At 66.4% G+C, this 25,516-nt stretch carries 24 protein-coding genes; 18 read left to right on the forward strand and 6 right to left on the reverse strand.

Features of this window, described 5'->3' with window-relative positions; translation table 11 throughout:
• Positions 1-2: 2 nt before the first annotated feature.
• Together CRO50_RS17580 and CRO50_RS17585 are read right to left on the reverse strand one after the other, a co-directional pair.
• Positions 3-1,208 carry an iron-containing alcohol dehydrogenase gene (locus CRO50_RS17580; protein ID WP_097147252.1) on the reverse strand — a complete coding sequence of 402 codons (1,206 nt, stop codon included), beginning with the start codon at positions 1,206-1,208 and terminating at the stop codon, positions 3-5.
• A 21-nt stretch (positions 1,209-1,229) separates the two neighbouring features.
• Complete coding sequence (locus CRO50_RS17585; RefSeq protein WP_097147253.1) at positions 1,230-2,234, reverse strand: Ldh family oxidoreductase; 1,005 nt, start codon at positions 2,232-2,234, stop codon at positions 1,230-1,232.
• Between the two features lie 109 nt (positions 2,235-2,343).
• Here CRO50_RS17585 and CRO50_RS17590 point away from each other — a divergent pair, with 109 nt between their 5' ends.
• The 5 genes from CRO50_RS17590 (at position 2,344) to CRO50_RS17610 (ending at position 7,244) form a co-directional block, all read left to right on the forward strand.
• Positions 2,344-3,030, forward strand: a complete 687-nt coding sequence (locus CRO50_RS17590; RefSeq protein WP_097147254.1) for a GntR family transcriptional regulator — start codon at positions 2,344-2,346, stop codon at positions 3,028-3,030.
• Positions 3,027-4,586 (forward strand): sugar ABC transporter ATP-binding protein, encoded by a 1,560-nt coding sequence (locus tag CRO50_RS17595; RefSeq protein WP_097147255.1) that lies wholly within the window; start codon positions 3,027-3,029, stop codon positions 4,584-4,586. Before CRO50_RS17590 ends, CRO50_RS17595 begins: the two co-directional genes overlap by 4 nt.
• Complete coding sequence (locus tag CRO50_RS17600; RefSeq protein ID WP_097147256.1) at positions 4,583-5,578, forward strand: ABC transporter permease; 996 nt, start codon at positions 4,583-4,585, stop codon at positions 5,576-5,578. Before CRO50_RS17595 ends, CRO50_RS17600 begins: the two co-directional genes overlap by 4 nt.
• Positions 5,579-5,618: 40 nt before the next feature.
• Entirely contained in the window at positions 5,619-6,584 is a 966-nt protein-coding gene (locus CRO50_RS17605; RefSeq protein ID WP_097147257.1) for a substrate-binding domain-containing protein, read from the forward strand.
• Between the two features lie 66 nt (positions 6,585-6,650).
• Positions 6,651-7,244, forward strand: coding sequence for a DJ-1/PfpI family protein (locus CRO50_RS17610; RefSeq protein WP_097147258.1), 594 nt, complete (start codon positions 6,651-6,653; stop codon positions 7,242-7,244).
• Positions 7,245-7,313: 69 nt separating this feature from the next.
• Here the strand turns inward: CRO50_RS17610 and CRO50_RS17615 are convergent, their stop codons facing one another.
• The gene (locus CRO50_RS17615; protein ID WP_097147259.1) at positions 7,314-8,075 is read right to left on the reverse strand and encodes an SDR family NAD(P)-dependent oxidoreductase; all 762 of its coding nucleotides are present in this window, start codon (positions 8,073-8,075) and stop codon (positions 7,314-7,316) included.
• A gap of 352 nt (positions 8,076-8,427) precedes the next feature.
• On the opposite strand from CRO50_RS17615, the gene CRO50_RS17620 reads away from it, so the two are divergent.
• The 10 genes from CRO50_RS17620 (at position 8,428) to CRO50_RS17665 (ending at position 19,878) form a co-directional block, all read left to right on the forward strand.
• The gene (locus tag CRO50_RS17620) at positions 8,428-9,453 is read left to right on the forward strand and encodes a TRAP transporter substrate-binding protein (RefSeq protein ID WP_179747317.1); all 1,026 of its coding nucleotides are present in this window, start codon (positions 8,428-8,430) and stop codon (positions 9,451-9,453) included.
• 80 nt (positions 9,454-9,533) lie between these two features.
• Complete coding sequence (locus CRO50_RS17625) at positions 9,534-10,106, forward strand: TRAP transporter small permease subunit (protein ID WP_097147261.1); 573 nt, start codon at positions 9,534-9,536, stop codon at positions 10,104-10,106.
• 2 nt (positions 10,107-10,108) lie between these two features.
• Positions 10,109-11,419: a TRAP transporter large permease gene (locus tag CRO50_RS17630; RefSeq protein ID WP_097147377.1), complete on the forward strand. Its 1,311-nt coding sequence runs from the start codon at positions 10,109-10,111 to the stop codon at positions 11,417-11,419.
• 34 nt (positions 11,420-11,453) lie between these two features.
• Positions 11,454-12,173 carry a FadR/GntR family transcriptional regulator gene (locus CRO50_RS17635; RefSeq protein WP_179747318.1) on the forward strand — a complete coding sequence of 240 codons (720 nt, stop codon included), beginning with the start codon at positions 11,454-11,456 and terminating at the stop codon, positions 12,171-12,173.
• 77 nt (positions 12,174-12,250) lie between these two features.
• Entirely contained in the window at positions 12,251-13,387 is a 1,137-nt protein-coding gene (locus CRO50_RS17640; protein ID WP_097147263.1) for a sugar ABC transporter substrate-binding protein, read from the forward strand.
• A gap of 60 nt (positions 13,388-13,447) precedes the next feature.
• Positions 13,448-14,959, forward strand: a complete 1,512-nt coding sequence (locus CRO50_RS17645; RefSeq protein WP_097147264.1) for a sugar ABC transporter ATP-binding protein — start codon at positions 13,448-13,450, stop codon at positions 14,957-14,959.
• Entirely contained in the window at positions 14,956-15,987 is a 1,032-nt protein-coding gene (locus CRO50_RS17650) for an ABC transporter permease (RefSeq protein WP_097147265.1), read from the forward strand. Before CRO50_RS17645 ends, CRO50_RS17650 begins: the two co-directional genes overlap by 4 nt.
• Positions 15,984-16,940 (forward strand): ABC transporter permease, encoded by a 957-nt coding sequence (locus tag CRO50_RS17655; RefSeq protein WP_097147266.1) that lies wholly within the window; start codon positions 15,984-15,986, stop codon positions 16,938-16,940. Before CRO50_RS17650 ends, CRO50_RS17655 begins: the two co-directional genes overlap by 4 nt.
• Entirely contained in the window at positions 16,937-18,112 is a 1,176-nt protein-coding gene (locus CRO50_RS17660; RefSeq protein WP_097147267.1) for a fumarylacetoacetate hydrolase family protein, read from the forward strand. Before CRO50_RS17655 ends, CRO50_RS17660 begins: the two co-directional genes overlap by 4 nt.
• A complete protein-coding gene (locus CRO50_RS17665) occupies positions 18,109-19,878 on the forward strand; it encodes an IlvD/Edd family dehydratase (RefSeq protein WP_097147268.1) in 1,770 nt (589 codons plus the stop codon). The genes CRO50_RS17660 and CRO50_RS17665 overlap by 4 nt, the downstream gene beginning before the upstream one ends.
• Positions 19,879-19,994: 116 nt before the next feature.
• Here CRO50_RS17665 and CRO50_RS17670 read toward each other — a convergent pair whose 3' ends face one another.
• From CRO50_RS17670 to CRO50_RS17680, 3 genes are read right to left on the reverse strand one after another with little or no spacing between them, the layout of a single operon-like run.
• Positions 19,995-20,636 carry an aspartate/glutamate racemase family protein gene (locus CRO50_RS17670; protein ID WP_097147269.1) on the reverse strand — a complete coding sequence of 214 codons (642 nt, stop codon included), beginning with the start codon at positions 20,634-20,636 and terminating at the stop codon, positions 19,995-19,997.
• 7 nt (positions 20,637-20,643) lie between these two features.
• On the reverse strand, positions 20,644-21,573 hold the full coding sequence (locus CRO50_RS17675; RefSeq protein WP_097147270.1) for a polysaccharide deacetylase family protein: 930 nt from the start codon (positions 21,571-21,573) through the stop codon (positions 20,644-20,646).
• Positions 21,570-22,268 carry a GntR family transcriptional regulator gene (locus CRO50_RS17680; RefSeq protein ID WP_097147271.1) on the reverse strand — a complete coding sequence of 233 codons (699 nt, stop codon included), beginning with the start codon at positions 22,266-22,268 and terminating at the stop codon, positions 21,570-21,572. The genes CRO50_RS17675 and CRO50_RS17680 overlap by 4 nt, the downstream gene beginning before the upstream one ends.
• 326 nt (positions 22,269-22,594) lie before the next feature.
• On the opposite strand from CRO50_RS17680, the gene CRO50_RS17685 reads away from it, so the two are divergent.
• The 3 genes from CRO50_RS17685 to CRO50_RS17695 all read left to right on the forward strand — a co-directional run bounded on the left by CRO50_RS17685 (position 22,595) and on the right by CRO50_RS17695 (position 25,513).
• A complete protein-coding gene (locus CRO50_RS17685; RefSeq protein ID WP_097147272.1) occupies positions 22,595-23,581 on the forward strand; it encodes a TRAP transporter substrate-binding protein in 987 nt (328 codons plus the stop codon).
• 80 nt (positions 23,582-23,661) lie between these two features.
• A complete protein-coding gene (locus tag CRO50_RS17690) occupies positions 23,662-24,186 on the forward strand; it encodes a TRAP transporter small permease (protein ID WP_157791697.1) in 525 nt (174 codons plus the stop codon).
• A 22-nt stretch (positions 24,187-24,208) separates the two neighbouring features.
• Positions 24,209-25,513: a TRAP transporter large permease gene (locus tag CRO50_RS17695; protein WP_097147274.1), complete on the forward strand. Its 1,305-nt coding sequence runs from the start codon at positions 24,209-24,211 to the stop codon at positions 25,511-25,513.
• Positions 25,514-25,516 lie beyond the last annotated feature (3 nt).

Below are 25,516 nucleotides of genomic sequence, written 5' to 3' on the forward strand. Positions count from 1 at the left end.
CCTCAGTTCGTTTCGAGTGCGGCGCGATCGCCATGGAAGGACGCGCCGACCAGGCGGCGCATGTCCGCAAGCGCCAGCGGGCGCGGGTTGTTCTGGATGAGCCGGGCGATGCCGCAGGATTGCTCGGCCACCCAGTCAAGCTTGTCCTCGGCCAGCCCCAGGTCGCGGAGCGTCGGGGGAATGCCGATGCGACCGAAGAGCGACGCGAGGGCCGGGATCACCTCTGCCCCGGTCCCCAGACCGATGGCCCCGGCGATCTGGTCCAGCTCCGCCCCGATCTCCGGTGCGTTCCAGGCCATGACGTAGGGCATCAGACAAGCAACGCCAGCCCCGTGCGCGGTATGGGTGAGGGCCCCCACGGGATACTGGATCGCATGGGCGGCGGCGGTCCCCGCGACACCGAAGGCTAGGCCCGCCATGGTCGCGCCCATCATCACCTGCGCCCGTGCCCCGGCATCGCCGCCATCGGTGCAGGCGGTCTCAAGTCCCTGCCAGAGCAGGGTAATGGCGCTCAGGGCGAAGTGGTCCGAAGCGGCGTTCTTGCCGACGAAGACCCGCTCCTGCGCCAGGCCTGGCGTGGGCGCGCGGCGGATCGCGGTGAAGGCCTCGATGGCATGGGTCAGCGCATCCGCCCCGGCGATGGCGGTCAGCATGGGCGGGCAGGTCAGCGTCAGATCCGGGTCGCAGATCGAGACGGTGGGGATGATATGGGGCGAAGAGATGCCGACCTTGAGCTGCCGCTCCGCGTCCGACAGCACCGCCACCGGCGTCGCCTCCGAGCCCGTGCCTGCCGTGGTCGGCACCGCGATCAGCGGCAGGACCGGGCCCGGCACCATGAACTCTCCGTAGTAGTCCTGCGGCCTGCCGCCATGGGTCAGCAGCACCGCCACGCATTTCGCCATGTCCAGGCAGGAGCCGCCGCCGACACCGATCACCAGGTCGGGGGCAAAGTCGCGCGCTGCTCTGGCGCTGGCCACCGCGGTCTCGACCGGCACATCCGGCAGGGTCGAGCCATCGACCCGGACCGCCAGCCCGGCGGCTTCGAGCTGGGCGACCATGGCGCGGAAGGCCGCGTCGCCCTCCAGCCGTTCGTCGGTCACCACCAGCGCCCGCTTGCCGAGTTTCGCCGCAACCTTGCCGAGGGCGTCGCGCTGGCCGCTGCCGAAGATCAATTCTCGCGGGGCTCTGATCGTACCGAATAGGGTCATCTTCTCTCCTGTCATGTGGTCTCAGCCCTCAGCGAGGGCGCGGATTTCGTCGTGTAGCGATTGCGGGATCTCGACACCGTCGCAGAGCGCCCGGTCCCGCCGGGCGCGCATGCCGTCACCGGGCACGGCGACCGGCCGGGCGGGGTCCGCGGGCCGCGAGGCGCGCAGCCGGTCAAGATAGGCGGCCAGCCCTGCAGCGCTGCCCTCCCCGGCTGTGGGATCGATGAGGATGAGGATGTCGCCCTTGTTGGCCACCTGGCTCGCATCGAGCGTGCCGCTCACCTCGGGCGCGAAGGCGGACCCGGCAAGCGCCGCCACAAGCAACTCCACCCCAAGGCCCAGACCATAGCCCTTTGCCGCGCCGAAGGGCGCGATGGCCCCGGCCTTGGCCGCCTCGGGATCGGTGGTGCGCCGGCCCTGGGCGTCGACCGCCCAATCCTCGGGAATCGGCGTGCCGGTCAGAGCATGGTGATAGATCTTGCCCATGGAGACGCGGCTGGTGGCCAGATCGAGAACGTAGGGCCGGGCCCCGGTCGGGATGCCGATGGCAATGGGATTGGTGCCCAGCATCGCCTCTGTCCCGCCGTAGGGATGCACCAAGGCCTCGCTGGTGGTCATCACGATGCCAATCAGGTTCCGCGCGGCGGCGGCCTCGGCGTAATAGGCCAGCATGCCGATGTGATTGGCGTTGCGGATCGCGGCCAGCGCGATGCCCTGCCCCGCCGCCAGCTCGGCCAGACGCCCGAGGGTCTGCATCATCACCACCGGACCAAGGCCGCGCCCGCCGTCCACGGAAAGGACCCCGGCCCGCGTCTCTCTGACATCGCCCGAGGCCTGCGGATCGGCCAGCCCGGCCTTCAGCCGCGCGACGAGTCGCGGCAGCCTCTGAACCCCATGAGAGGGCAAGCCGCGCAGCTCGGCCTCGATCAGCAGGTCGGCCTGAAGCTGCGCACTACTGGCGGCAACCCCCTGCCCCATAAGAGATTTTTCCGAGATCTCCCGAAGATGTCCGACCGAAACCTGCAAGCGACGTTCCTCCCCGGATCAGATCGTATATGATATTGTATTTGACATACGACATCCTATCAGTGTTAGGTTCGGCCTTGTCAAGAATGCTGAACTTGGGGAGAAGCGCATGGCTGTAACGACGGATCGCGACCAGAAAAGCGGGTTCGTGCGGCCTCTGAGCATCGCGGAAAGCGTTCATGAACGCATCTATGAACGCATCATGTCGCTCGAGATTCCGCCTGGCGCGCGCATCCCCATCGACGGGCTGGCGCGCGAGCTGAACGTCTCGCAGACCCCGGTGCGCGAAGCCCTGACCCGGCTCGAACGCGAAGGACTGGTGCGCAAGGCGCATCTGATCGGCTACTCCGCCTCGCCGCAGCTGACGCACAAGGAATTCGACAACCTCTACAAGTTCCGCCTGATGCTGGAACCCGAGAGCGCCCGGCAGGCCTGCCTGAACCTGACACCAGAGACGCTGGCCCGGATCGAGGCCGCCGCCGCGGACATGGAGCAGGGCGAACAGCCCGTGGACCGCAACAGCCGCTATTCGCGCTTCGCAAGGGCCGATGCGCATTTCCACGACGAGATCCTGCAGGTGGCGGACAATGAATTCGTCCGCCAGGCGCTCAACGACCAGCATATCCACCTGCATATCTTCCGCCTGATGTTCCACAGCCGCGTTACCCAGGAAGCGCTGGAAGAGCACGAGCGCCTGCTCGCGGCCTTCCGTGCCGGCGATGCCGACGCCGCCTATTCGGCCATGCACGATCATATCGAACGGTCCAGGGACCGCCTGGCGGCGGCCTTCGAATGAAACAGGCCGCGATAGATACGAAGGACGTTCGGGCGACCTCCGGACCGCCGGTGCTGCGCGCCGAGGGGCTGTCGAAATCCTATGGGCCGATCACGGTGCTGACCGATGTCACGCTCGACATCCGGGCGGGCGAGGTCCACGCGATCATCGGAGAGAACGGCGCCGGCAAGTCGACGCTGATGAAGCTGCTCTCGGGTCATGCGGCCCCGTCAGGCGGCACGATGAAGATGGCCGGCGCGCAGGTTGCCTTTTCCGACGCCGTCCAGGCCGAGGATGCCGGGATCGTTCTGGTACACCAGGAAATCCTGCTCGCCCCCGACCTTTCCGTGGCGCAGAACCTGTTCCTGGGCCGCGAATTGTCCCGCTTCTTCGCCGTCGACGACAAGCGCATGAACCGGCGCACCGCAGAGGTTCTGGCGCGGGTCGGTTGCACCGCCCGCCCCTGGTCCCGCGTCGGAGACCTGCCGCTTGCGCAACGCCAGCTGGTGCAGATCGCCCGCGCCCTGCTCGATGATCGCAAGGTGATCATCCTCGACGAGCCGACGGCGATGCTGGCAAATGACGAGGTCGACGCGCTGCTGGATATCGTCCGCAGCCTGCGCGCCCAGGGCGTCGCCGTTCTCTATATCTCTCATCGCCTGGAAGAGGTCGAAGCCCTCGCCGACCGTGTGACCGTGCTGCGCGACGGCAAGATGATCGGCACCTGGCCCGCGGCGGATCTCGACCAGCGCCAGATGGCCGAGCTGATGGTGGGGCGCGAGCTGTCGATGCTCTACCCGCCGAAGCGAGAACCCGTCGAGGCAGAGCCTGCCCTGATGGTCGAGGACCTTTCGGTCGATCACGGCGCCATCCGGGGCACTTTCAGTGTGAAACCCGGCGAAGTCCTTGGCATCGGCGGCATGATCGGCGCCGGCCGCACCGAGATGATGGAGGGCCTGATGGGCCTGCGCCCGGCCCAGGCGGGCGCGGTGCGGGTGAACGGCAAGACGATCAACAAGCCCGATGTCGGCACCATGATGGCTGCGGGGGTTGTCTACCTGACCGAGGATCGCAAGGGAAAGGGCCTGCTGCTGAACGAGGGCCTGGGGCCGAACCTGATCCTGCAGGCGCTCGACATGATCAATCCGGGCCTGCGCCTTGACCGGAAGAAGGAGCTCGCCGCCACCAGGGAGACGGTGAAGGAATACGACATCCGCATCCGCAGCCTCTCGATCCAGGCCGGGCAACTCTCGGGCGGGAACCAGCAGAAGCTGCTGCTGGCCAAGGTGATGCAGGCCAACCCCTCGGTCGTGATCATCGACGAGCCGACGCGCGGCATCGACATCGGCAACAAGAGCCAGATCTACCGTTTCATCGACGATCTCGTCCGGGCCGGGAAGGCCTGCATCGTGATCTCGTCCGAACTGCCCGAGCTGGTCGGCCTGTCCGACCGCGTGCTGGTGATGCGCGCCGGGCGTTTCGCAGCCGAGCTGACCGGCACGGACATCACCGAGCAGAACGTCGTCTACGCCGCCGCAAGCAGCGGCAACGACACCAAGGGGAGGAAACGCGCATGAGCAGCGCAGAGATCGCATCGCTTCCAGAGAGCGAAGGCTTCAAGATACGCTGGGGCGACCTCGCCCCCTTCATCGCCCTGGGCGTGATCATCCTGCTGGGCACGATGATCAACTCCAACTTCATGTCGGCAAACAACCTGCTGAACGTGATCACCCGCAGCGCCTTCATCGCCATCATCGGCGTCGGCGCCACCTTCGTCATCGCCACAGGGGGGCTCGACCTTTCCATCGGCTCGATGCTGGCCTTCGTCGTGGGCATCATGATCATGGCGATGAACGCCCTGGCCCCCGCGCTTGGCCCCTGGGCCATCCCGGCCGGCGCAGTGGTCGCGCTGGTGGTGGGTTCGCTCTGCGGATTGCTGAACGGGCTCATCGTCACCGTGGGACGCATAGAGCCCTTCATCGTCACCCTTGGCACCATGGGCATCTTCCGCGCCCTCATCACCTACATGACCGACGGCGGCTCGCTCTCGATCGACCGCAGTCTGCGCAGCGCCTACCGGCCGCTCTACTTCGGCGATTTCCTGGGCGTGCCCTACCCCGTCATCATCACGCTGGTGATCGCCCTGCTGGGAGCCTTCATTCTCTACCGCACCAAGTACGGCCGCCGCGTCACCGCAGTCGGCTCGAACTCGGACGTGGCGCGCTTCTCGGGCGTGCACGTGGGCGGCGTGCGCACCATGGCCTTCGTGATCCAGGGCTTCTGTGTCGCCGTGGCCGCGATCTGCTACGTGCCGCGCCTCGGCGCCGCGACGCCCACCACCGGCCAGCTCTGGGAGCTTCAGGTCATCACCGCCGTCGTCATCGGCGGCACGCTGTTGCGCGGCGGCAAGGCCCATATCTGGGGCACCGTCGCCGGCGCACTCATCCTCGAGGTCATCGCCAATGTCATGGTCCTGTCGGACATGGTGTCGGAATACCTCGTGGCCGCGGTCCAGGGGGCGATCATCATCATCGCCATGCTGGCTCACCGCTTCACAAGCTCACGCTGAAAACGGCTGGAGCTGTTCATACCCAATGGAGGAGGGAAACATGAAACTGAGGACGAAAGGTGCGGCACTCTTATCTGCCGCGGTGCTCGCGGGGGCGCTGAGCGGCGCCGCCGCACAGGCCCAGGACAAGCAATTCACCATCGCCGTGTCGATCCCGGCCGCAACCCACGGCTGGACCGGCGGCGTGGTCTACCACGCCCAGGAGGCCGAGAAGCAGCTCGAGGCCGCCTACCCCAACATCGACGTGATCGTCTCGACGGCCTCCTCGGCCACGGCCCAGGTCTCCTCTCTCGAGGATCTCTCGGCCACCAACGAGCTTGACGCCCTGGTGATCCTGCCCTTCACCTCGGAGGAACTGACGGGCCCGGTGGAACAGGTTGCCTCGAACGGCACCTTCATCACGGTGGTGGACCGCGGGCTCGCGGATCCCTCGATCCAGGATCTCTATGTCGCCGGTGACAATATCGCCGTCGGCGCCAACACGGCCCAGTGGCTGGTCGAAAAGCTGGGCGGCGAAGGGGAGATCGTCGTCCTGCGGGGCATCCCGACCGTGATCGACGACGAGCGCATCCAGGGCTTCACCGAGGTCATCGACCAATCCGACATCAAGATCCTCGACATCCAGTATGCCAACTGGAACCAGGACGAGGCCTTCACCCTGATGCAGGACTACCTGGGCAAGTACCCCAACATCGACGCGGTCTGGGCCAATGACGACGACATGCTGCTTGGCGTGATCGAAGCCGTCGACCAGGCAGAGCGCGAAGATGTGCAGTACATGCTGGGCGGCAACGGCATGAAGCAGGTGATCGAGATGGTGAAGGCGGGTGACGAGCGCACCCCGATCTCCACCCCCTACCCGCCGTCGATGATCGCCTCGGCCATGTTCATGACCGCAGCGCAATTCGCCGGCCAGGCGCCGATGCGCGGCTCGTTCAAGCTGGATGCCCCGCTGATCACGCCGCAGAACGCGGATCAGTTCTACTTCCCGGACAGCCCGTTCTGATCACCCCGATACCTGTCCGGCCCCTCTGGCGGCCGGACAGACCACCCAAAGATCCAGGAGGCCCAGATGAGCGGCAAGAAAATCCTCATGCTCTGCGGTGAATTCACCGAAGAATACGAGATCTACGTTTACCAGCAGGGCATGGAGGCCGTCGGCCATACGGTCCACGTCGTCTGCCCCGACAAGAACGCAGGCGACATGATCGCCACCTCGCTGCATGACTTCGAGGGGCACCAGACCTACACCGAGAAGCCCGGCCACAACGCGGAGATCAACAAGACCTTCTCAGAGGCCGAGGCAGAGCTCGACAGCTACGACGCGGTCTATGCCGCCGGCGGTCGCGGCCCCGAGTACATCCGCACCGACCCCCGCATCCAGGCGATGGTCAAGCACTTCCACGATACCGGCAAGCCGATCTTCACCATCTGCCACGGCGTGCAGATCCTGATGGCGGTGCCCGGCGTGCTGAAGGGCAAGACCGTCGCGGGCCTTGGCGCCTGCGCGCCCGAGGTCGTGGCCGTCGGCGGCACCTACTACGATGCCGACCCGAAAGAGGCCTATGTCGACGGCAACATGGTCTCGGCCAAGGGCTGGACCGCGCTGGCGGCCTTCATGCGCGAATGCCTGAAGGTGCTGGGCACCGAGATCCGCCACAGCTGATCGCGCTCGTGCCGAAACGAAAGCGGGGGCCGCCACCGGCAGCCCCCGCTTCTTCCTGTCCGGCCTGCCTCAGGCAGAGCAGCTATACCCACCATCCACCGGCAGGCCGATCCCGGTGACGAAATCCGACGCCCCGGAGCAGAGGAAAAGCGCCGCGCCGGCCAGATCCTCGGGCCGCCCCCAGCGACCCGCGGGGGTGCGCGACAGGACGCGTTCGTTCAGATCCGATACCTGCTCTCGGGCCATGACGGTCATGTCGGTGTCGATCCAGCCGGGCAGCAGCGCATTGACCTGGATATTGTCACCCGCCCAGGCGGTGGCCAGGGACTTGGTCAATTGCACCACCCCGCCCTTCGCCGCCGCATAGGGCGCGGACTTGGGCGACCCGAAGACCGACATCAGGGAGCCGATGTTGACGATCTTGCCGCCACCCCGCGCGACCATCAGGGGATAGGCCGCCTGAGAGACCAGGAAGGCCGAGGTCAGGTTGCTGGAGATCAGCCTGTTCCACTCGGCCAGGGAATAGTCCTGCGGCAGCTTGCGGTCGTTGCTTCCGGCGTTGTTGAGCAGGATGTCCAGACCGCCGAACCGCCGGACGACCTCGGCCAGCGTCTCGGCCACGCTCTCTTCGTCGGTCATGTCGCCAACGATCGCCACCGGCTCGGGTGCGCCCGGCCGTGCCAGGGCGGCAACCGCGGCGGCGTTCTTGTCGGGGCTGCGCCCGACGATGGCCAGCGTAGCCCCCGCATCCGCGAGCGCGCTCGCCATGGCAAGACCGATACCGCCATTGCCCCCGGTGACCAGCGCCACCTTTCCCTCAAGGTTCATCATCTTCCGTATCCTTCTCTCACAGCGCGCCCTCCCCAGGGTTCCGCCCAATCAATCTGGGCGACAAATACGACACCCCTTCGCGGAGAATCGCCGCGCGACCCGATGCCATTTTGTCTGACCAGAAAAGCCATTCACACGATAATCACCCACAATCAGACGCCGATCAGCACCAAACATCTGCGATTCTACCCCCTCTTGGTACAACAAAAAGCGAAAATGAGCGCCCTCAGGCGAAAAGTGAATGTTGATATAATTTTGACCCTATGCCTTATTTGCCCAACCAAAGAGGCGAAGAGGCCTCTGCCGGTCCTCTGGAGGAATGGGGCCGGAATTCTACCAAAGGGAGGAAGACATGAATTTCGTTAGAAAGCTTACCGGGCTGGCGGCTCTGACCGTTTCGGCACTGAGCCTCGCCGGCGCCGCCGTGGCGGCCGATTACAACTGGACGTTCCAGACCTCGGAAACTGCGGGCGAGCCGGGCTTCGTCAACAAGCAGAAATGGGCAGAGGATGTCGCCGCGCTGTCCGGTGGCCGGATCGAGATCGAGATCCTGCCGATCGGCTCCGTGGTGCCCCACACCGACACGCTGGACGCGGTCGGCGCAGGCATCCTTCAGGGCCACCTGACCGATCCCAGCTACTTCTCGGGCAAGGACCCGGCCTTTGCCATGATGGGCAACCTCGTCGGCGCATGGAGCGACCCGTTCGAGCTTCTGGGCTTCATGGCCAGCGGCGGCGGCAACGAGCTCTATGCAGAGCTGGTCGCCCCCTATGGCGTGCAGTTCATCGGCGCCGCGGCGACCGAGCCGGAGGCCTTCGTCTCGCGCGTTCCGATCCGCACCGTGGAAGACCTGAAGGGCGTCAAGATGCGCGCCCCCGAAGGCATGGTCTACGAGATCTTCTCGAAGGCCGGCGCCGCGCCGGTGTCGCTGCCCGGCTCCGAGATCTTCTCGGCGCTCGACAAGGGCGTGGTGGATGCGGCGGACAACACCGTCTTCGCCACCAACCAGTCGCTCGGCATGAACGACATCGCCAACTACCCGCTCTACCCCGGCTTCCACTCGCTGCCGATGATCGACGTGTCGATGAACAAGGCGATCTGGGACGGCCTGCCCGAGGATCTGCAGGAAATCCTGACCGCTTCGGTGCAGCAGTTCAGCTTCAACCACATCTACTCGGTCCGTCAGCTGGATGCCGCGGCCGTGGAAGAGGCGAATGCCAACCCGGACATCGAGATCATCAACTGGTCGGGTGACGAACGGGCCAAGTTCCGCCGCATCGCGCAGCAGGAATGGCAGAACTGGGCGCCCAAGACCGAGATGACCCAGCGCTACTACGACGCGGTCACCGCCTATCTGAAGGGCCGCAACCTGCTCTGAGCGGGTCGCAGTCCAGGAACAAGCTGCGCCCGGCCGAGCTCGTGTCGGGCGCAGCGCTCAAAGGGGGAGGAGAGCCTGAAATGGCCGATGAGAGCGACATCATCAACAAGATCGAGCAGGGAGACGTCGAGATCCGCACAGGATTGGATCAGGCGATCTCGACCAGCTCCAAGGTATTCGCATGGGCCATCTTCGTGGCATTCCTGATCACGGTGGTCGAGGTCATCGCCCGCTACGTCTTCGACAGCCCGACCTTCTGGGCGCATGAGACGACGTCCTTCCTGATCGCGGCGATCTTCCTGGTCGGCGGTCCGGTCGCCCTGGCCCGCGACAAGCATATCCGCGTCCGGATGTTCTACGATGCGGCCGGCCCCAAGCGGCGGCGCGCGCTCGACATCGTGAACTCCTTGATCGCGCTCATTTTCTTCGCGGGCCTGGCCTATGCGGCCTGGGTCATGGTCGGCAAGTCCTGGTTCACCCCCACGGGCGCCCTGCACCTCGAGGGCACCGGCACCTCGTGGAACCCGCCCACCCCCGCCCTGCTGAAGCTGCTGGTTCTGATCTGCGTGGTGGCGATGTTCATCCAGACGGTGTTCCACCTGATCGACGCGATCCGGCGCGACACCTCCAACGCCACTGACGGAGGCGAATGACCATGGGCCTGAGTGCTCTCGGGATCGAATACGGATCCTACCTTCTTGTCGGCGCGATCTTCGTCCTGCTTCTGACCGGCCAGCCCCTGGCCTGGGTCACCGGGCTCGTCGCGCTCATCTTCACCTTCGGCTGGTTCGGCCCCATGGCCCTGCCGCTGGTGACCTCGCGGATCTTCGGCTTCATCACCGAATACTCGCTTGTCGCCATCCCGATGTTCATCCTGATGGCCGCCCTGCTCGACCGTTCGGGCATTGCCAAGTCGCTGTTCAACGGCATGCGCATCCTGGCCGGCCGCCTGCCCGGCGGCGTCGCGGTCCAGACCCTGATCGTCGCCATCCTGATGGCCGCCATGTCCGGCGTCATCGGCGGCGAGATCGTCCTGCTGGGCATCCTTGCCCTGCCCCAGATGCTGCGGCTCGGCTACGATCGCAATCTCTCCATCGGCGTGGTCTGCGCGGGCGGATCGCTCGGCACCATGATGCCGCCCTCGATCGTGCTGATCATCTACGGGCTGGTGGCCAATGCCTCCATCGCCGACCTCTTCATCGCCGCCATCACCCCGGCGCTGATGCTCCTGGGCTTCTACGTGGCCTATGTGCTCTTCATCTGCTGGCGCAACCCCGACCTGGGCCCGCCCATGTCGAAGGAGGAAGCCGCGCAGGAATCCCTGGGCTCTGCCCTGAAGTCGCTCTCGGCGCCGCTCTTCATTGTCTTCGTCGTGCTGGGCTCGATCTACGGCGGCATCGCCTCGATCACCGAGGCCGCGGCCATGGGCGTCTCGGCGGTGCTGATCATCGCGCTGATCCGGCGCGAACTGACCCTGAGGATGCTGCAGGACAGCCTGGTTCACACGCTGCAGACCTGCGGCATGATCATCTGGATCGGCATCGCCGCGGCCGTGCTGGTCGGTGTCTACAACCTGATGGGCGGCAACCGCTTCGTCGCGCAGTCGATCCTGGGGATCGAGGCGGCGCCGGTGGTGATCATCATGGTGATGATGCTGATCCTGCTGGTCCTGGGCATGTTCCTCGACTGGATCGGCATCGCCCTGCTGACCCTGCCGATCTTCGTGCCCATCGTGATCCAGCTGGGCTACGACCCGATCTGGTTCGGCATCCTCTTCGCGGTGAACATGCAGGTCTCCTACCTGACACCGCCCTTCGGCCCCGCCGCCTTCTACCTGAAGAGCGTCGCCCCGAAGGAGATCACGCTGAAGCACATCTACACGGCACTCCTGCCCTTCATCGCGCTGCAGTTGGTGGTTCTGTTGACCATCCTCTTCTTCCCGCCAATCGCAACCTGGCTTATCTGAGTGCCCTTTGACGAACAGTAGCGAGGCGAAGACGTTGGACGACACTTTTGAAGAGAGCAGCCAGGAATCCGCCGTGGACCAGGTCGTGGCCCAGATCCGCGAGCTCATCGACACCGATGGGCTCACGGTCGGGGACAAGCTTCCGACCGAGCGCGAGCTTTGCGAACGTTTCGCCATCAGCCGCAACACGGTGCGAGAGGCGATGCGGATGCTGAAGGCCTACGGCATCGTCGACGTGCGCCCCAAGGTGGGGGCCACGATCATCGACGAGCGGATGAACCGGGCGCTGGATATCTTCTCGTTCAACGTGGGCGAGATCTCTCGCCGGACCTTCGATGACATCCAGGGCTTCCGCGAGCTGATCGAGACCGGCACCGCGCTGGCCATCTTCGATGCGGTGACGCCCAATGACATGGAGGAGCTGCGGGCACTGAACCACCGCATGGTGCAGGCCCGCAGCATCGTCGAGGCCTCGGAGTTCGACTTCGAGTTTCACATCAAGCTGATCTCGCTGACCGGGAACCGCTCGATCCTCGATGTCTACGGCATCATGAAGCCGGTGATCCTGCGCATCATGCAGCACGGCAAGACCCGTCGCATCATCGAGGGCGAGACCTTCCAGGAGCACGAGGGCGTCTTGCGCGCCATCGAGGCGACCGATCACCTCGCCTATCAATACCTGATGCGGACCCACCTCAGGAAAGGTCTCGCCACCTTCCCCGAGCTGGGCCCCATCCCCGAAAAAAGGAGCTGACGAGCATCACGAACGAGAGCCGGGATGAGCCGGCCGGAAACTGCAAACTTCAGACTACTCTGGGAGGAGATTAGAAAATGAAGACGAAATCGTTGTTTGCGACGCTGGTGACAGCGACGTTTCTGAGCGGGGGCGCGGCTTTCGCGGGTCCCGAGGTGGTATCGGGCCCCGGTGCCCTGCCCGAATGCTTCGCCCCCTGGGACGAGGACACGAGCTTCCTGCAATGGTCCGCCAAGGAAGGCCCCTACAAGATCGCCGTGGTCAACGGCTTCGTGGGCAACACCTGGCGCATCCAGATGGTGAAGACCGCCAAGGCCTTTGCCGAGGACCCGACGATCAAGGACAAGATCTCGGAGTTCAAGGTCGTCTCGACCGGCACCGATGCCCCCGCCCAGCTGGGCGCCATCGAGGACTTCATCAACCAGGGCTATGACGCGATCATCACCATCGCCGTGGCCCCCACGGGCTTCGACCGGGTGATCCGCCTGGCCGACAAGAACGACGTGGTGCTGGTGCCCTTCGACAACGTGCTGGACACCGACAAGGTGATGCAGGTCAACGAGGACCAGCTTGCCATGGGCAAGAAGTGGGGCGAGTTCATCCTGGGCGAGCTGCACGAGATGGGTATCGACAGCGGCAAGCTGCTGGAAGTGCGCGGCCTGGCCGGCAACTCCGTCGACCGTGACCGCTCGCTGGCGATCAACGAGGCCATCGCTGCCGATGGTGGCGACTGGGAGGTGGTCTCGGTCGTGGGCAACTGGGATGACGGCACGACCCAGAAGGTGGTGGCCGACGCCATCGCCGTGCACGGCCAGTTCGATGCGGTGATCGGCCAGGGCGGCTCCAACGGGATCGTCCAGGCGCTGCAGGACTCGGGCCACCCCTGGGTGCCTGTCGCAGGTGAATCCGAGAACGGCTTCCGCAAGGCCATCGCCGAGCATTCCGCCGACGGCCTGAAGGGCATCTCGATCGGCCAGTCGCCGGGCCTGGTGGCCGTGGCGATGAAGGCGGCGGTCTCGGCGCTGGAAGGCAACGTGATGCCGCAGCTCATCTCGGTGCCGCTGCCTGTGGCCACCTACAAGGGTCTCGAGGACGGCAAGAACTACTGGTCCGAACTGCCGGACAACTTCTTCACCGTGAATGAATTCCCGCCCTGCGACGTGAACATCTCCGGTCCGGCCATCATGGCCGAGAGCGAAGAAGACATGAAGTGATGACACGCGGGCGACCGGGCCTGGCCCGGCCGCCCGCCCCTTCCCGTCAGGATGCGTAGAATGCAAGGACCCATCGTCGAGCTCTCCGACGTATCGATCAGCTTTGCCGGGGTGAAGGCCCTGGAAGGCGTCGATTTCGCCTGCCACGCCGGGACGACCCACGCCATTCTCGGCGAGAACGGCGCGGGCAAGTCGACGCTCATCAAGACCATCTCGGGCGTGCTGAAACCCGACACCGGCTCCATCGCCGTCAACGGCAGGGAGGTCCGCTTTGCGGGCCCGGCCGAGGCCGCGGATGCAGGCATCGTCTGCATGTTCCAGGAGCTTTCGCTGATCCCCGATCTCAGCGTCGCCGACAATATCTCTCTTCAGCGCCCGCCCCGGCACATGGGGCTGATCGACCGCCGCGCGCAGATCGCGCGCGCCGAGGCGCTGCTGGCCCGCGTGCGCTGCGAGGATGTCGATCCGCGCGCCATGGTCCGCGACCTGTCGCTGTCGCGCCGCCAGATGGTCGAGGTCGCCAAGGCGCTCGGCCGCGACCCGAAGGTGCTGATCCTCGACGAGGCCACCTCGGCGCTGACCCAAAAGGACGTGGAAACGATCTACGGCCTGCTGGACGAGCTGCGCGCCGATGGTGTCTGCAGCCTCTTCATCAGCCACCGCATGCACGAGGTCGAGGCGCTCTGCGACCGGCTCTCGGTCTTCCGCAACGGCCGCCATGTCGAGACCTTCGGCAAGGGCGAGCGCTCTGACGCCGAGATCGTGCGGCTGATGATCGGCCGCGATGTCACGGCGAAATTCCCCCCGAAACCCGCGCCGAAGGAGCGCGAGCCGGTGATCCGCCTCGAGGAGCTTCGCTGGGAAAACCGCCTGAACGGCGTGTCCCTGTCGCTCGGCAAGGGAGAGATCCTGGGCATCGGCGGCCTGGACGGGCAAGGCCAGAAGGAACTTCTGCTGGCCCTCTTCGGCGTACTGAAAGGCGTCGAGGGCAAGGTCACGGTGGGCGAAGGCGACGGGCTCGCCGCCTCGCCCCATGCCGCCAAGACCGGACGCAACCGCATCGCGCTGATCCCCGAGGACCGCAAGACCGAGGGGCTGATGCTCTCGCTCTCGATCGCCGACAACATCGTGGCCGCGGCGCTCGACAAGGTCTCGGGCCGGGGTGTCCTGGACCAGGCGCGCCTCGATGCCGCGATTGCCGAGGGCATGGAGCGCCTGCAGATCAAGGCCGGGTCCACCGAGGATGCGGTCAAGACGCTCTCGGGCGGCAACCAGCAGAAGGTCGTGCTGGCCAAGTGGCTGATGATCGCGCCCGACGTGATCCTGATGAACGACCCGACGCGTGGCATCGACGTGGGCACCAAGCAAGAGATCTTCCGCATGATGCGCGCGCTGGCGGACGAGGGGAAATCCATCCTCTTCTATTCCTCCGACTATGCCGAGCTCATCGGCTGCTCTGACCGGGTGATCGTGCTCTACGACGGCCGCGTGGTCAGCGAGCTGACCGGAGAGGCGATCACCGAGGAAGCCATCGTCGCCGCCTCGCTCAACATTCAGGGAGAAATGGCATGACCCGCTGGATCGGACAGAACCGGGGATTTGCCGCCGCGCTGGCGCTGTTCCTGGCCCTCTACCTTTCGTACCACCTGATGCATCCGCGCGGCTTCTCGACCGCCGTGCTGGTGCAGAACTCCAACGAGCTGGTGGCCATCGGCTTCGTCGCCATGGCCCAGACGGTGCCGGTGCTGCTTGGCGGGCTCGACCTGTCGGTGGGGGCGATCATGACGCTGGCGGCCTGCGTGGCCTCCTGGCTGCTCGACGGCACCCCGCTGCAGATCGCCTTCGGCATGATCGCCACTCTCGCGGTCGGCACCGCCTTCGGCCTGCTGAACGGGCTGATCGTGGTCTACGGGCGGCTGCAACCGATCATCGCCACCCTGGCCACGGGCGCCATCGCCATCGGCCTGGCGCTGCTCATCCGCCCCAACCCCGGCGGCAATGTCGACGGAGACCTGAACTGGGCGCTGACCAATTCCGTCTTCGACTTCGCCGAGACCTACGGCATCGGCCAGGACGGCGAGGCCACCTGGCTCGCCCCCTTCGTCAACATCCCGCTGCCGCTGATCCTGCTCTTCGGCATGGCCTGCCTGGTCTGGCTGCCCTTCAAGCGCACCGTGACCGGGCGCACCATCTATGCCATCGGCTCTGCCGAGGGCGCGGCCTTCGCCTCTGGCCTGCCGATCAACCGGGCGCGGATCGCGGCCTTCACGCTGGCGGGCTTCTTTGCCGCCTGCGGCGGGCTCTACCTCGCCATCCAGACCTCGACCGGCAATGCCGACGTGGTGCAGGCGGGGGCCTATACGCTGAACTCCATCGCCGCGGTGGTGCTTGGCGGCACCGCGCTTCTCGGGGGAACCGGCGGGGTGATCGCCTCGATCCTCGGAGCGATGATCCTGCGCGCGGTCTCCTTCTACTTCCGCATCCTCGACATCGACCCGCTGCTGCAGCCCCTGATCGAGGGGATCGTGCTGCTGGCGGCCGTGAGCGCGGTGGCCTTCCGGACCTTCCGCGTGAAGAACCAACTGGAGCTCTTCCGATGACCGCCCTGACCCGCATCCGCCCGGCGGATCGCCCCATCCTCATCGCCTTCGGCTTCACCATCCTGATCCTGCTGATCGGCACCGCCTATACGCTGTCGACCACCGGCACGGTGCCGCTGCTGCAACCCTCCTACCTGATGCAGCAATTGCAGATCGGCTCGTTCCTGGGCCTCTGCGCGGCGGGGATGATGCTGGTCATCCTGACCGGCCACATCGACCTCTCGGTGCCCTGGACACTGACCTCGGCGGCGATGGTCGCCACCGCGATCGGCGGCCCCTGGGCGATCCCGGCAGGGCTTTCGGTGGGGCTCTGCGTGGGCCTGGTCAACGGCTTCGGCGTCTCGGTGCTGCGGGTGCCGGCGATGATCTTCACCCTTGGGCTCGACACGGTGCTGCGCGGTCTCATGGTCGCCCGCACCGGGGGCTTCGCCCCGCAGGACCAGGCGACACCGGCGATGCTCTACCTGGCCAAGGCAAAGCTGCTCGGGGTGCCGGTGGCGCTTTTCGTCTGGATCGCGGTCTCGGTGCTGGTGACCTTCCTGCTGGCACGCACCACCTTCGGCCGCTCGCTCTATGCCATCGGCACCAAGGAACGCGCGGCCTGGCTCTCGGGCATCCGCACCAGGGCGGTCGTCACCGGAGCCTTCGTCGGCTCGGGCCTGTGCGCGGCCCTGGCCGGCGTGCTGCTGGCCGGCTATTCGGCCAAGGCCTACCAGGGGATGGGCAACAGCTTCCTGCTGCCCGCCATCGCCGCCGTGGTGCTCGGCGGCACCCATATCCTGGGCGGACGCGGACGATACATCGGCACTTTCATGGGCGTCGTGCTGATCGTCCTGTTGAATTCAGTGCTGTCGATCATGCAAATGCCCGAGGCACTGCGGCAAATCATTTACGGCACCGTCATCATCGGCATGTTGCTGATCTATGGGCGCGGAACGAGGATCTCGGAATGACAGAGAACAAGACAATGGCGCTGGCCGCCAAGGACATCCTGCCGGACGCCGGCGACGCCACCCTGCTGGGCCGGGTCTGGTCGAAGAGCGCCGAGGGCCCCTGCCCGGTGCTGCTGCGCGACGGCGAGGTGCTTGACCTCACCCATGTCGCGCCCACCATGGCCGAGCTGCTGGAGATCGAAGACCTGGCCGGCGCGCTTTCCGCCGGTGGCCCCTCGCTGGGACCGCTCGAAGGGTTCCTCGATCAGGGCGACGGCAAGGGCAGCGCCGGCCAGCTTCTGGCGCCCTGCGACCTGCAGGCGGTCAAGGCGGCGGGGGTGACCTTCGCCGGCTCCATGATCGAGCGGGTGATCGAGGAACGCGCCAAGGGCGATCCGGCCATGGCGCTCTCGATCCGCTCCGAGCTGGCCGAGATCCTGGGCGGCAACCTGCGCGGGCTGGTGCCGGGCTCGGACAAGGCGGCAGAGGTGAAGGCGCATCTGCAGAAGGCCGGTCTCTGGTCGCAGTACCTCGAGGTCGGGATCGGCCCCGATGCCGAGATCTTCACCAAGGCCCAGCCGATGTCCGCCGTGGGTTGCGGTGCCGAGATCGGCATCCATCCCCGCTCGCACTGGAACAACCCCGAGCCCGAGGTGGTGCTGGCGATCAACTCGCGCGGCCAGATCCGCGGCGCCACCCTCGGCAACGACGTGAACCTGCGTGACTTCGAGGGCCGCTCTGCCCTGCTCCTGGGCAAGGCCAAGGACAACAACGCCGCCGCCGCCATGGGGCCCTTCATCCGCCTGCTGGACGACGGCTTCGCGCTCGAGGAACTCTCGACCCTCCGGGTCAGCCTCGAGATCACCGGCGAGGACGGCTTCCTGCTCTCGGATCACTCCGACATGGCGCAAATTTCGCGCCAGCCGGCCGATCTGGCGGCACAGCTGCTGAATGCGACGCACCAGTACCCGGACGGGGCGATGCTCTACCTCGGCACGATGTTCGCCCCGACCAAGGACCGCGACGGCGAGGGCATGGGCTTTACCCACAAGACCGGCGACATCGTCTCGGTCTCCTCGCCCGCGCTCGGACGGCTGGTCAACCGGGTCCACCCCTGTGACGCGGTCGCGCCCTGGAGCTTCGGGACCTCCGCCCTGATGCGCAACCTCGCGGAGCGGGGGGCGCTGAAATGACCAAGCGCCGCCTTCGCAGCCAGGACTGGTTCGACAATCCCGAACACGCCGACATGACGGCGCTCTACCTGGAGCGTTTCATGAACTACGGGATGACGCCCGAGGAGCTCTCGGAGGGTCGCCCGATCATCGGCATAGCCCAGTCCGGCAGCGACCTTTCGCCCTGCAACCGCCACCATGTCGACCTGGCCAAGCGGGTGCGCGACGGCATCCGTGACGCGGGCGGCATTCCCATCGAGTTCCCCACCCATCCGATCTTCGAGAACTGCCGTCGCCCCACGGCAGCCCTTGATCGCAACCTGGCCTACCTGGGCCTGGTGGAGCTGCTGCATGGCTACCCGCTGGATGGCGTGGTGCTGACCACCGGCTGCGACAAGACCACCCCCGCCGCGATCATGGCAGCGGCCACCGTCGATATCCCGGCGATCGTCCTCTCTGGCGGCGCGATGCTCGACTCGGTGCACGAGGGCCGTCTTGCGGGCTCGGGCACCGTGATCTGGCAATCCCGCCGCCGCTACGCGGCCGGCGAGATCGACCGGCAGGAATTCCTCGAGACCGCGCTCGATTCCGCTCCCTCCATCGGCCATTGCAACACCATGGGCACCGCCTCGACGATGAACGCCCTGGCCGAGGCCATGGGCCTCTCGCTCACCGGCTGCGCCTCGATCCCGGCGGCCTACCGCGAGCGCGGGCAGATGGCCTATCGCACCGGCAAGCGGGCCGTCGAGCTGGTGGAAGAGGACCTGCGCCCCTCGATGATCCTGACCCGCGACGCGATGCTGAATGCGCTGCGGGTCAACTCCGCCATCGGCGGATCGACCAACGCCCAGCCCCATCTCGCCGCCATCGCCGAGGCGGCGGGCGTCGAGCTGAACAAGGACGACTGGCAGATCCACGGCTACGACATCCCGCTGCTGGCCGATGTCCAGCCCGCCGGGCGCTTCCTGTCCGAGCGCTTCCACCGTGCCGGCGGCGTGCCCGCGATCATGTGGGAACTGGCCGAGGCGGGCGTGCTCGAGACCGGCTGTCAGACCGTCACCGGCCAAAGCATGGCCGAGAACCTCGCGGGCCGCGAGGCCAAGGACCGCGAGGTCATCCGCCCCTACGCAGACCCCCTGATGCAGCGCGCGGGCTTCCGCGTGCTCACCGGCAACCTCTTCGATTTCGCCATCATGAAGACCAGCGTGATCTCGGATGACTTCCGCAGCCGCTTCCTGTCGGACCCCGACAAGGCGAATTGCTTCGAGGGCCGCGCCGTGGTCTTCGACGGCTCGGAGGACTACCACGCAAGGATCAACGATCCCGAGCTCGACATCGACGGTCGCTCGATCCTGGTGATCCGGGGTGCGGGCCCCCTGGGCTGGCCCGGCTCTGCCGAGGTGGTCAACATGCAGCCGCCGGATCGGCTGATCCGGGCGGGGATCACCAGCCTGCCGACCATCGGTGACGGGCGGCAGTCGGGCACCGCAGACAGCCCCTCCATCGTCCATGCCTCGCCCGAAAGCGCCGAAGGCGGCGGCCTGGCCTGGCTCAGGAGCGGCGACATGATCCGCATCGACCTCGATTCCGGGCGCTGCGACATGCTGGTGGACGAGGACGAGATTGCACGGCGTCAGCAAGAGGCCGTGCCCACCACGCCGAAGGCGCAGACCCCCTGGCAGAAGATCTACCGGCGCGAGGCAACGCAACTCAGCGACGGGGCCACCCTGCGCTCGGCCAAGGGGTTCCACCGCATCGCGGAAAAGCTGCCCCGCCACAATCACTGAGAGCCGCGCGCAGCTCCCGCGGCGAAGACGAAAGACCCCGGCCACCGTTTCCGGTGCGCCGGGGTCACTGTTTCAATGACACTGAAAAAGACAGGCCCTCCCCCGCCTTGCCGGGATCAGCGGGTCAGCATCTCTGCCTGGCGCAGGGCGCAGCGCAGGCCGTCGAGCAGGGGCACCGGCAGATCAGGCGCCAGGGCCGAGGCCATGCCCGCCGTGATCGCGCCGCCAAGCACCAGCACATCCGGCGCCTCGGCCTCAAGCACCTGCAGGGCCAGCGCGCGCATCTCGCGCAGCGTGCCCACGGGGTCGGCATGGCTTTCCAGCACGCCGCGCTCCAGCGCATGCACCCCGGTCATCCGCCCGCCCAGGCCATAGCCATCGGCCACCGCGTGAATGCCCGGCACCGCGGAGGGCGCCACCGTCAGCACCGCGAAGCTGCTGCCCAGCATGCAGGCCTGGAACATCGCCGCCTCTGCCAACCCGACCACGGGGAACGGGACCGCGCGCCGGGCCTTCATCAGGCCGGGGTCGCTGAAACAGGCCACGATGGCGGCATCGAAGCCGGTGACCGAGGTGATCGCCTCGCAGGTCGCCCGCGCGGCGGTTTCTACATGGGCCGGGGTCTCGATGGCGGCAGGGCCGAACGAGGCAGTCAGCGCGGTGACATCGGTCCCCGGCGCGGCCATCCGCAGGGCCTCCTGCCGCAGCAGGTCGGTGATCCCGGCAGAGGTATTGGAGTTGACGATCAGCAGCTTCATCAGGGGATCAGGCCGCCGCCGTCCAGCGCGGCAACCCCGCGACAGAGCGCCACTCATGGGCGATCTCGGCGCGGGTGGCGAACCAGACATCGCCCCGCGACCGCATATGCTTCAGCAGCTTCTCCAGCCCCGCAATGCGGCCGGGCCGGCCGATGATCCGCTGGTGCAGGCCCACCGACATCATGCGCGGACGCTCCGCCCCCTCGCGCCAGAGCCAGTCGAAGGCATCGGCGCAATAGCGGGTGAAATCATCGGCAAAGACGAAGCCTCCGCCGGGGCTGAACCGCATGTCGTTGGTGTCGAAGCTGTAGGGCAGCACAACGTGAGGGGCCCCCTGCCCGCTCAGCACATAGGGCAGATCGTCGTTGTAGGCGTCGGAGTCGTAGAGGAAGCCGCCATGCTCGCGCAGCAGCCGCCGGGTATGCACCGAAGAGGCCGAACGGGTGTGCCAGCCCACCGGAGCCCGTCCCGCGATCCGCGTCAGGCTATCGTAGGTGCGGGCGATGACACGCGCCTCCTCGGCGGCCTCCATCCCCGAATGGCTTTCCCAGCGATAGCCATGGCAGGCGATCTCGTGGTCGCGCTCGGCCGCGCCTGCGATGAGCGAGGGCACACGTTCGGCGGCACGGGCACAGGTGCTGATGGTGGCGCGCACGTCATGGGCCTCGAGCAGCGACAGGATACGGTCGAAACCGGCGCGGGGGCCGTATTCGTAATGCGAGTTCATGCAGGGATCAGGTGCTCCGAAGACCTCTTCGCGGACCTCGTAGACGGGTTCGTTGCGCTCATCGCCATCGGCGATGGAAAGCTCTGCCCCCTCCTCGAAGTTCAGCACGAAAGAGACCGCGATACGTGCGCCGCCGGGCCAGCGCCCCGCCGCGGGCTGATCCGCCGGGCGCAGGAAGTCCCGCGCGGCAAGCGTGGCGGCGGCGGTCATGACTTGTCTCCCAGGTGGGCAAAGGCCTTGGCCAGCGCCTGCGACTTGCGGCCCTCTTCCCCGAGGTCCAGCGTCTCCATCACGTCCTGCAGGTGGTGGCGCATGGCATGGGCGGCGGCGTCCTCGTCCCCGGCCTCGATCTTGTCGACCAGGTCCGCGTGCCCCCCCAGCGAACAGCCCGAAGAGGACGGCCGCTGGTAGAGAGCCACCACGAGGCTGTCGCGCGAGACCAGCTCGCGCACCACTTCCGAGACCACGTCATTGCCGGTGATCCGCGCCAGCTCGCAGTGAAACTCTCCTGTCAGGCGATGCGCCCGGCCGCCGTTGCGGCCCTCGCGGGCGCGCTGCTCTTCGGCAACGATCTCGCGCAGCATCTTCAGGTGCTGGGGCTGGGCGACGCGGGTGGCGGCGCGGATGACCCCCTCTTCGATGATCTGGCGCGCGGCGTTGACCGCGCGGGCATCCTCGACCGAAGGCCGGGCCACGAAGGCGCCGCGCATCGGCTCCATCACCACGATCTTCTGATCCGAGAGCCGGTGCAGGATGGGACGGATACGCGTCTTCGACACCCCGAAGACCTTGCCCAGCTCATCCTGCCCCAGTTTCTCACCGGGCGCGAGGCGACCCCCGACGATTGCGTCAAAGATCTCGCGGTGGATCTCGTCGTCGGTCATTGGTTCCGTTGTTGCCGTCATTCCCACTTCCAGATCGTATACTATCTTCTGATGATTTGGCACACCACTTGTGCCGCAGCCGCCCGGACCTTGCAAGCCCCTCCACCGAACCTGACTCGCTTTCAGAGGCGATTCCCTAGTGATTCCCGCGAAACTCGCGGGATTTGGCCGGCCGCCGCGCAATTGAGCCCAAAAAACACGCAGCGAGGCGCGCAGAGGCAGATTTTCCGATCCATCGCTAAAATCGTATACTATTGGACTTGAAAAAGAGATCCCCTTTCACTGACATCAGCTCATCCGCCCGCCTCGCGGGAACTGGCAACGATAAACACTCAGGGAGACATCCAATGAACGTCCTTCTCAAGGCCCGGACCCTTCTGGCCGCAACCGCCCTCGCCGCCGGCGCCTCCGCCGCCACGGCCGAGACCACCTGGACCATGGCCAGCGGCTATGCCGACAGCAACTTCATGACCCAGAACATCCAGAAGTTCATCGAAGAGGTCGAGGCCTCGACCGAGGGCGAGCTGAAGATCACCCTGCATTCCAACGGCACGCTGATGAAGCTGGATGCGATCCGCCGCGCGGTGCAGACCGAGCAGGTGCAGATCGGCGAGATCCGTCTTGGCTCCTATTCCAACGAAGATCCGATGTACAACCTGGCCGGTCTGCCCTTCGTGGCCGGCGACTACGACAGCGCCTGGGCGCTGATGCAGGCCCAGAAGCCCTACTTCGACGAGCTCTTCGACGGCATCGGCCTGAAGGTGCTGGCCTACCAGCCCTGGCCGGGCCAGGGCTTCTACACCAAGGAGCCGGTGAACGGCCTCGCCGACTTCGAGGGCCAGAAGCTGCGCATCTACTCCAAGGCCACCCAGGACATGGGCAACGCGCTTGGCTTCGAGGCCACCATCCTGCCCTTCGCCGAGATCCCCCAGGCCTTCGCCACCGGGCTGATCGACGCGCTCTTCACCTCGCCGCAGACCGGCATCGACATCCAGGCCTGGGACAACACCAACTACTTCACCGCCGCCGGCGCGATCCACACCAAGAACGCCATCGTGGTCAACAAGGACGTCTTCGAGGCCCTGCCCGAAGAGCTGCAGGCCGCGCTTGTCGCCGCCGGTGAAGCCGCCACCGCCAGCGGCTGGGAGATGAGCAAGGCCACCTATGCCGCGCAACTCGACATCCTGGCCGAAAACGGCATGACGGTGACCGAGGCCTCCCCCGAAATCATCGCCAAGCTGAAGGAAATCGGCCAGAGCATGATGAGCGAATGGGAAGCCACGGCCAGCCCCGAAGCCAAGGCCGTGCTCGAGACCTACCAGTCCGGGCTCTGATCCCCTCCGACCAAGCTGCTCCCGCTCCCGGCACATGCCGGGCGCGGGTCTTTCACGTTCCGCTCCGGGAGAGCACGCACATGCGCAGAAGTCTTGATCTTCTCTACAAGGTCAGCGGCGGTATCGCCGCCTTCTTCCTGATGATGATCGCCCTCACGATCGTCGCCCAGATCATCGGTCGCCTGATCGGCGTCACCATCGACTCCACCGAAAGCGGAGGCTTCTTCCTGGCCGGGACCTCTTTCATGGGGATGGCCTATACGCTGAAAACCGGGGGACATATCCGGGTCTCGCTGCTGCTGTCGCGGCTAAAACCGGGGCTGGCCCGCGCCGCCGATGTGCTGGGCTGCGCCTTCGCCGCCTTCGGCTGCGCCTACCTCTGCTGGCAGACCTGGGACATGATCCATGATTCCTGGCGCTTCGGCGATCTCAGCCCTGGCCTGATGGCGATCCCCTTCTGGATACCGCAATCGGTGATGCTGGCGGGGCTGATGGTGCTGACTATCGCCTTCCTCGACGACCTGGCCCTGCTGCTGCGCGGTCGCATGCCGGGCTTCGCCGCCCCGCACGAACCCGCCCTGGACGACATCGAACAGGGCGAATGAGCCCCGCTGAGGAGACACCCAAATGGACATTCTGACAATCACGGCCATCCTCGGCGCCATCCTGCTGCTTCTGCTGGCAGGCGGGCTGTGGATCGGGGCGACGCTGATGGTGGTGGGCTATATCGCTCTCGACATCTTCTCTCCGGCCCCGGCGGGCTCTCTGCTGGCCACCACGCTCTGGGACCACAGCTGGGGCTGGGCCCTGACCGCCCTGCCGCTCTTCGTCTGGATGGGAGAGATCCTGTTCCGCGCCCGCCTCTCGGAGGACATGTTCGCAGGCCTCGCCCCCTGGCTCGACCGCCTGCCCGGCCGCCTGCTGCATGTGAACATCGTCGGCTGCGGCGTGATGGCCGCCGTGGCGGGCTCCTCCGCCGTCACCGCCGCCACCGTGGGCCGGATGAGCCTGCCCGAACTGAAGAGCCGCGGCTACAGCGAGACCATGGCCATCGGCACCCTGGCGGGCTCGGGCACGCTCGGCCTGCTGATCCCGCCGTCGATCATGATGATCGTCTACGGCATCTCGGCGCAGCAGAGCATTTCGCGGCTGTTCATCGCGGGCATCGTGCCGGGGCTGCTGATCATGGGGCTCTTCATGGGCTACGTGATGATCTGGTCCGCCTTCAACCGCGACAAGGTTCCCGCCGCCGCCGAGCGCCTGCCGCTGGTCGAGAAGCTGCGCCGCTCGCGCCGGCTGATCCCGGTGATGCTGCTGATCTTCGCGGTCATCGGCTCGATCTACGGCGGCTATGCCACGCCGACCGAGGCCGCGACCCTCGGCGTCTTCGGGGCCCTTGGCCTGGCGGCGCTTTCGGACGCGCTCAGCTGGCACACTTTCACCGAAAGCCTGCTGGCCGCCACCCGCACCAGCTGCATGATCATCGCCATCATCCTCGGCGCGGCCTTCCTGTCGGTCGGCATGGCCTTCCTCGGCATCCCGGTGACGCTCGCCGAATGGGTCTCGGGTCTGGGGCTCTCGCCGGGCATGCTGCTGGCGCTGCTGACGCTGATCTACGTGGTGCTGGGCTGCTTCCTCGAGGGCGCCTCGATGATCGTCCTGACCACCTCGGTGGCGCTGCCCATGGTGGTGGCGGCCGGCTTCGATCCGATCTGGTTCGGCATCTACCTGATCGTCGTCGTCGAGATGGCCCAGCTGACCCCGCCCGTGGGCTTCAACCTCTTCGTGCTGCACGGCATGAGCGGGCGCGACATGTGGACGGTCACCCGTGCCTCGCTGCCCTTCTTCGCGCTGCTCGTGCTGGGCGTGGTGCTGCTGGCGATCTTCCCCGGCCTGGCCACCTACCTGCCCGACCTCATGCTGTCCCGCTGATCC

Origin of the sequence: Pseudooceanicola antarcticus (assembly GCF_900215355.1) — a bacterium.
In the GTDB taxonomy this organism is placed as follows: Bacteria; Pseudomonadota; Alphaproteobacteria; order Rhodobacterales; family Rhodobacteraceae; genus Pseudooceanicola; species Pseudooceanicola antarcticus.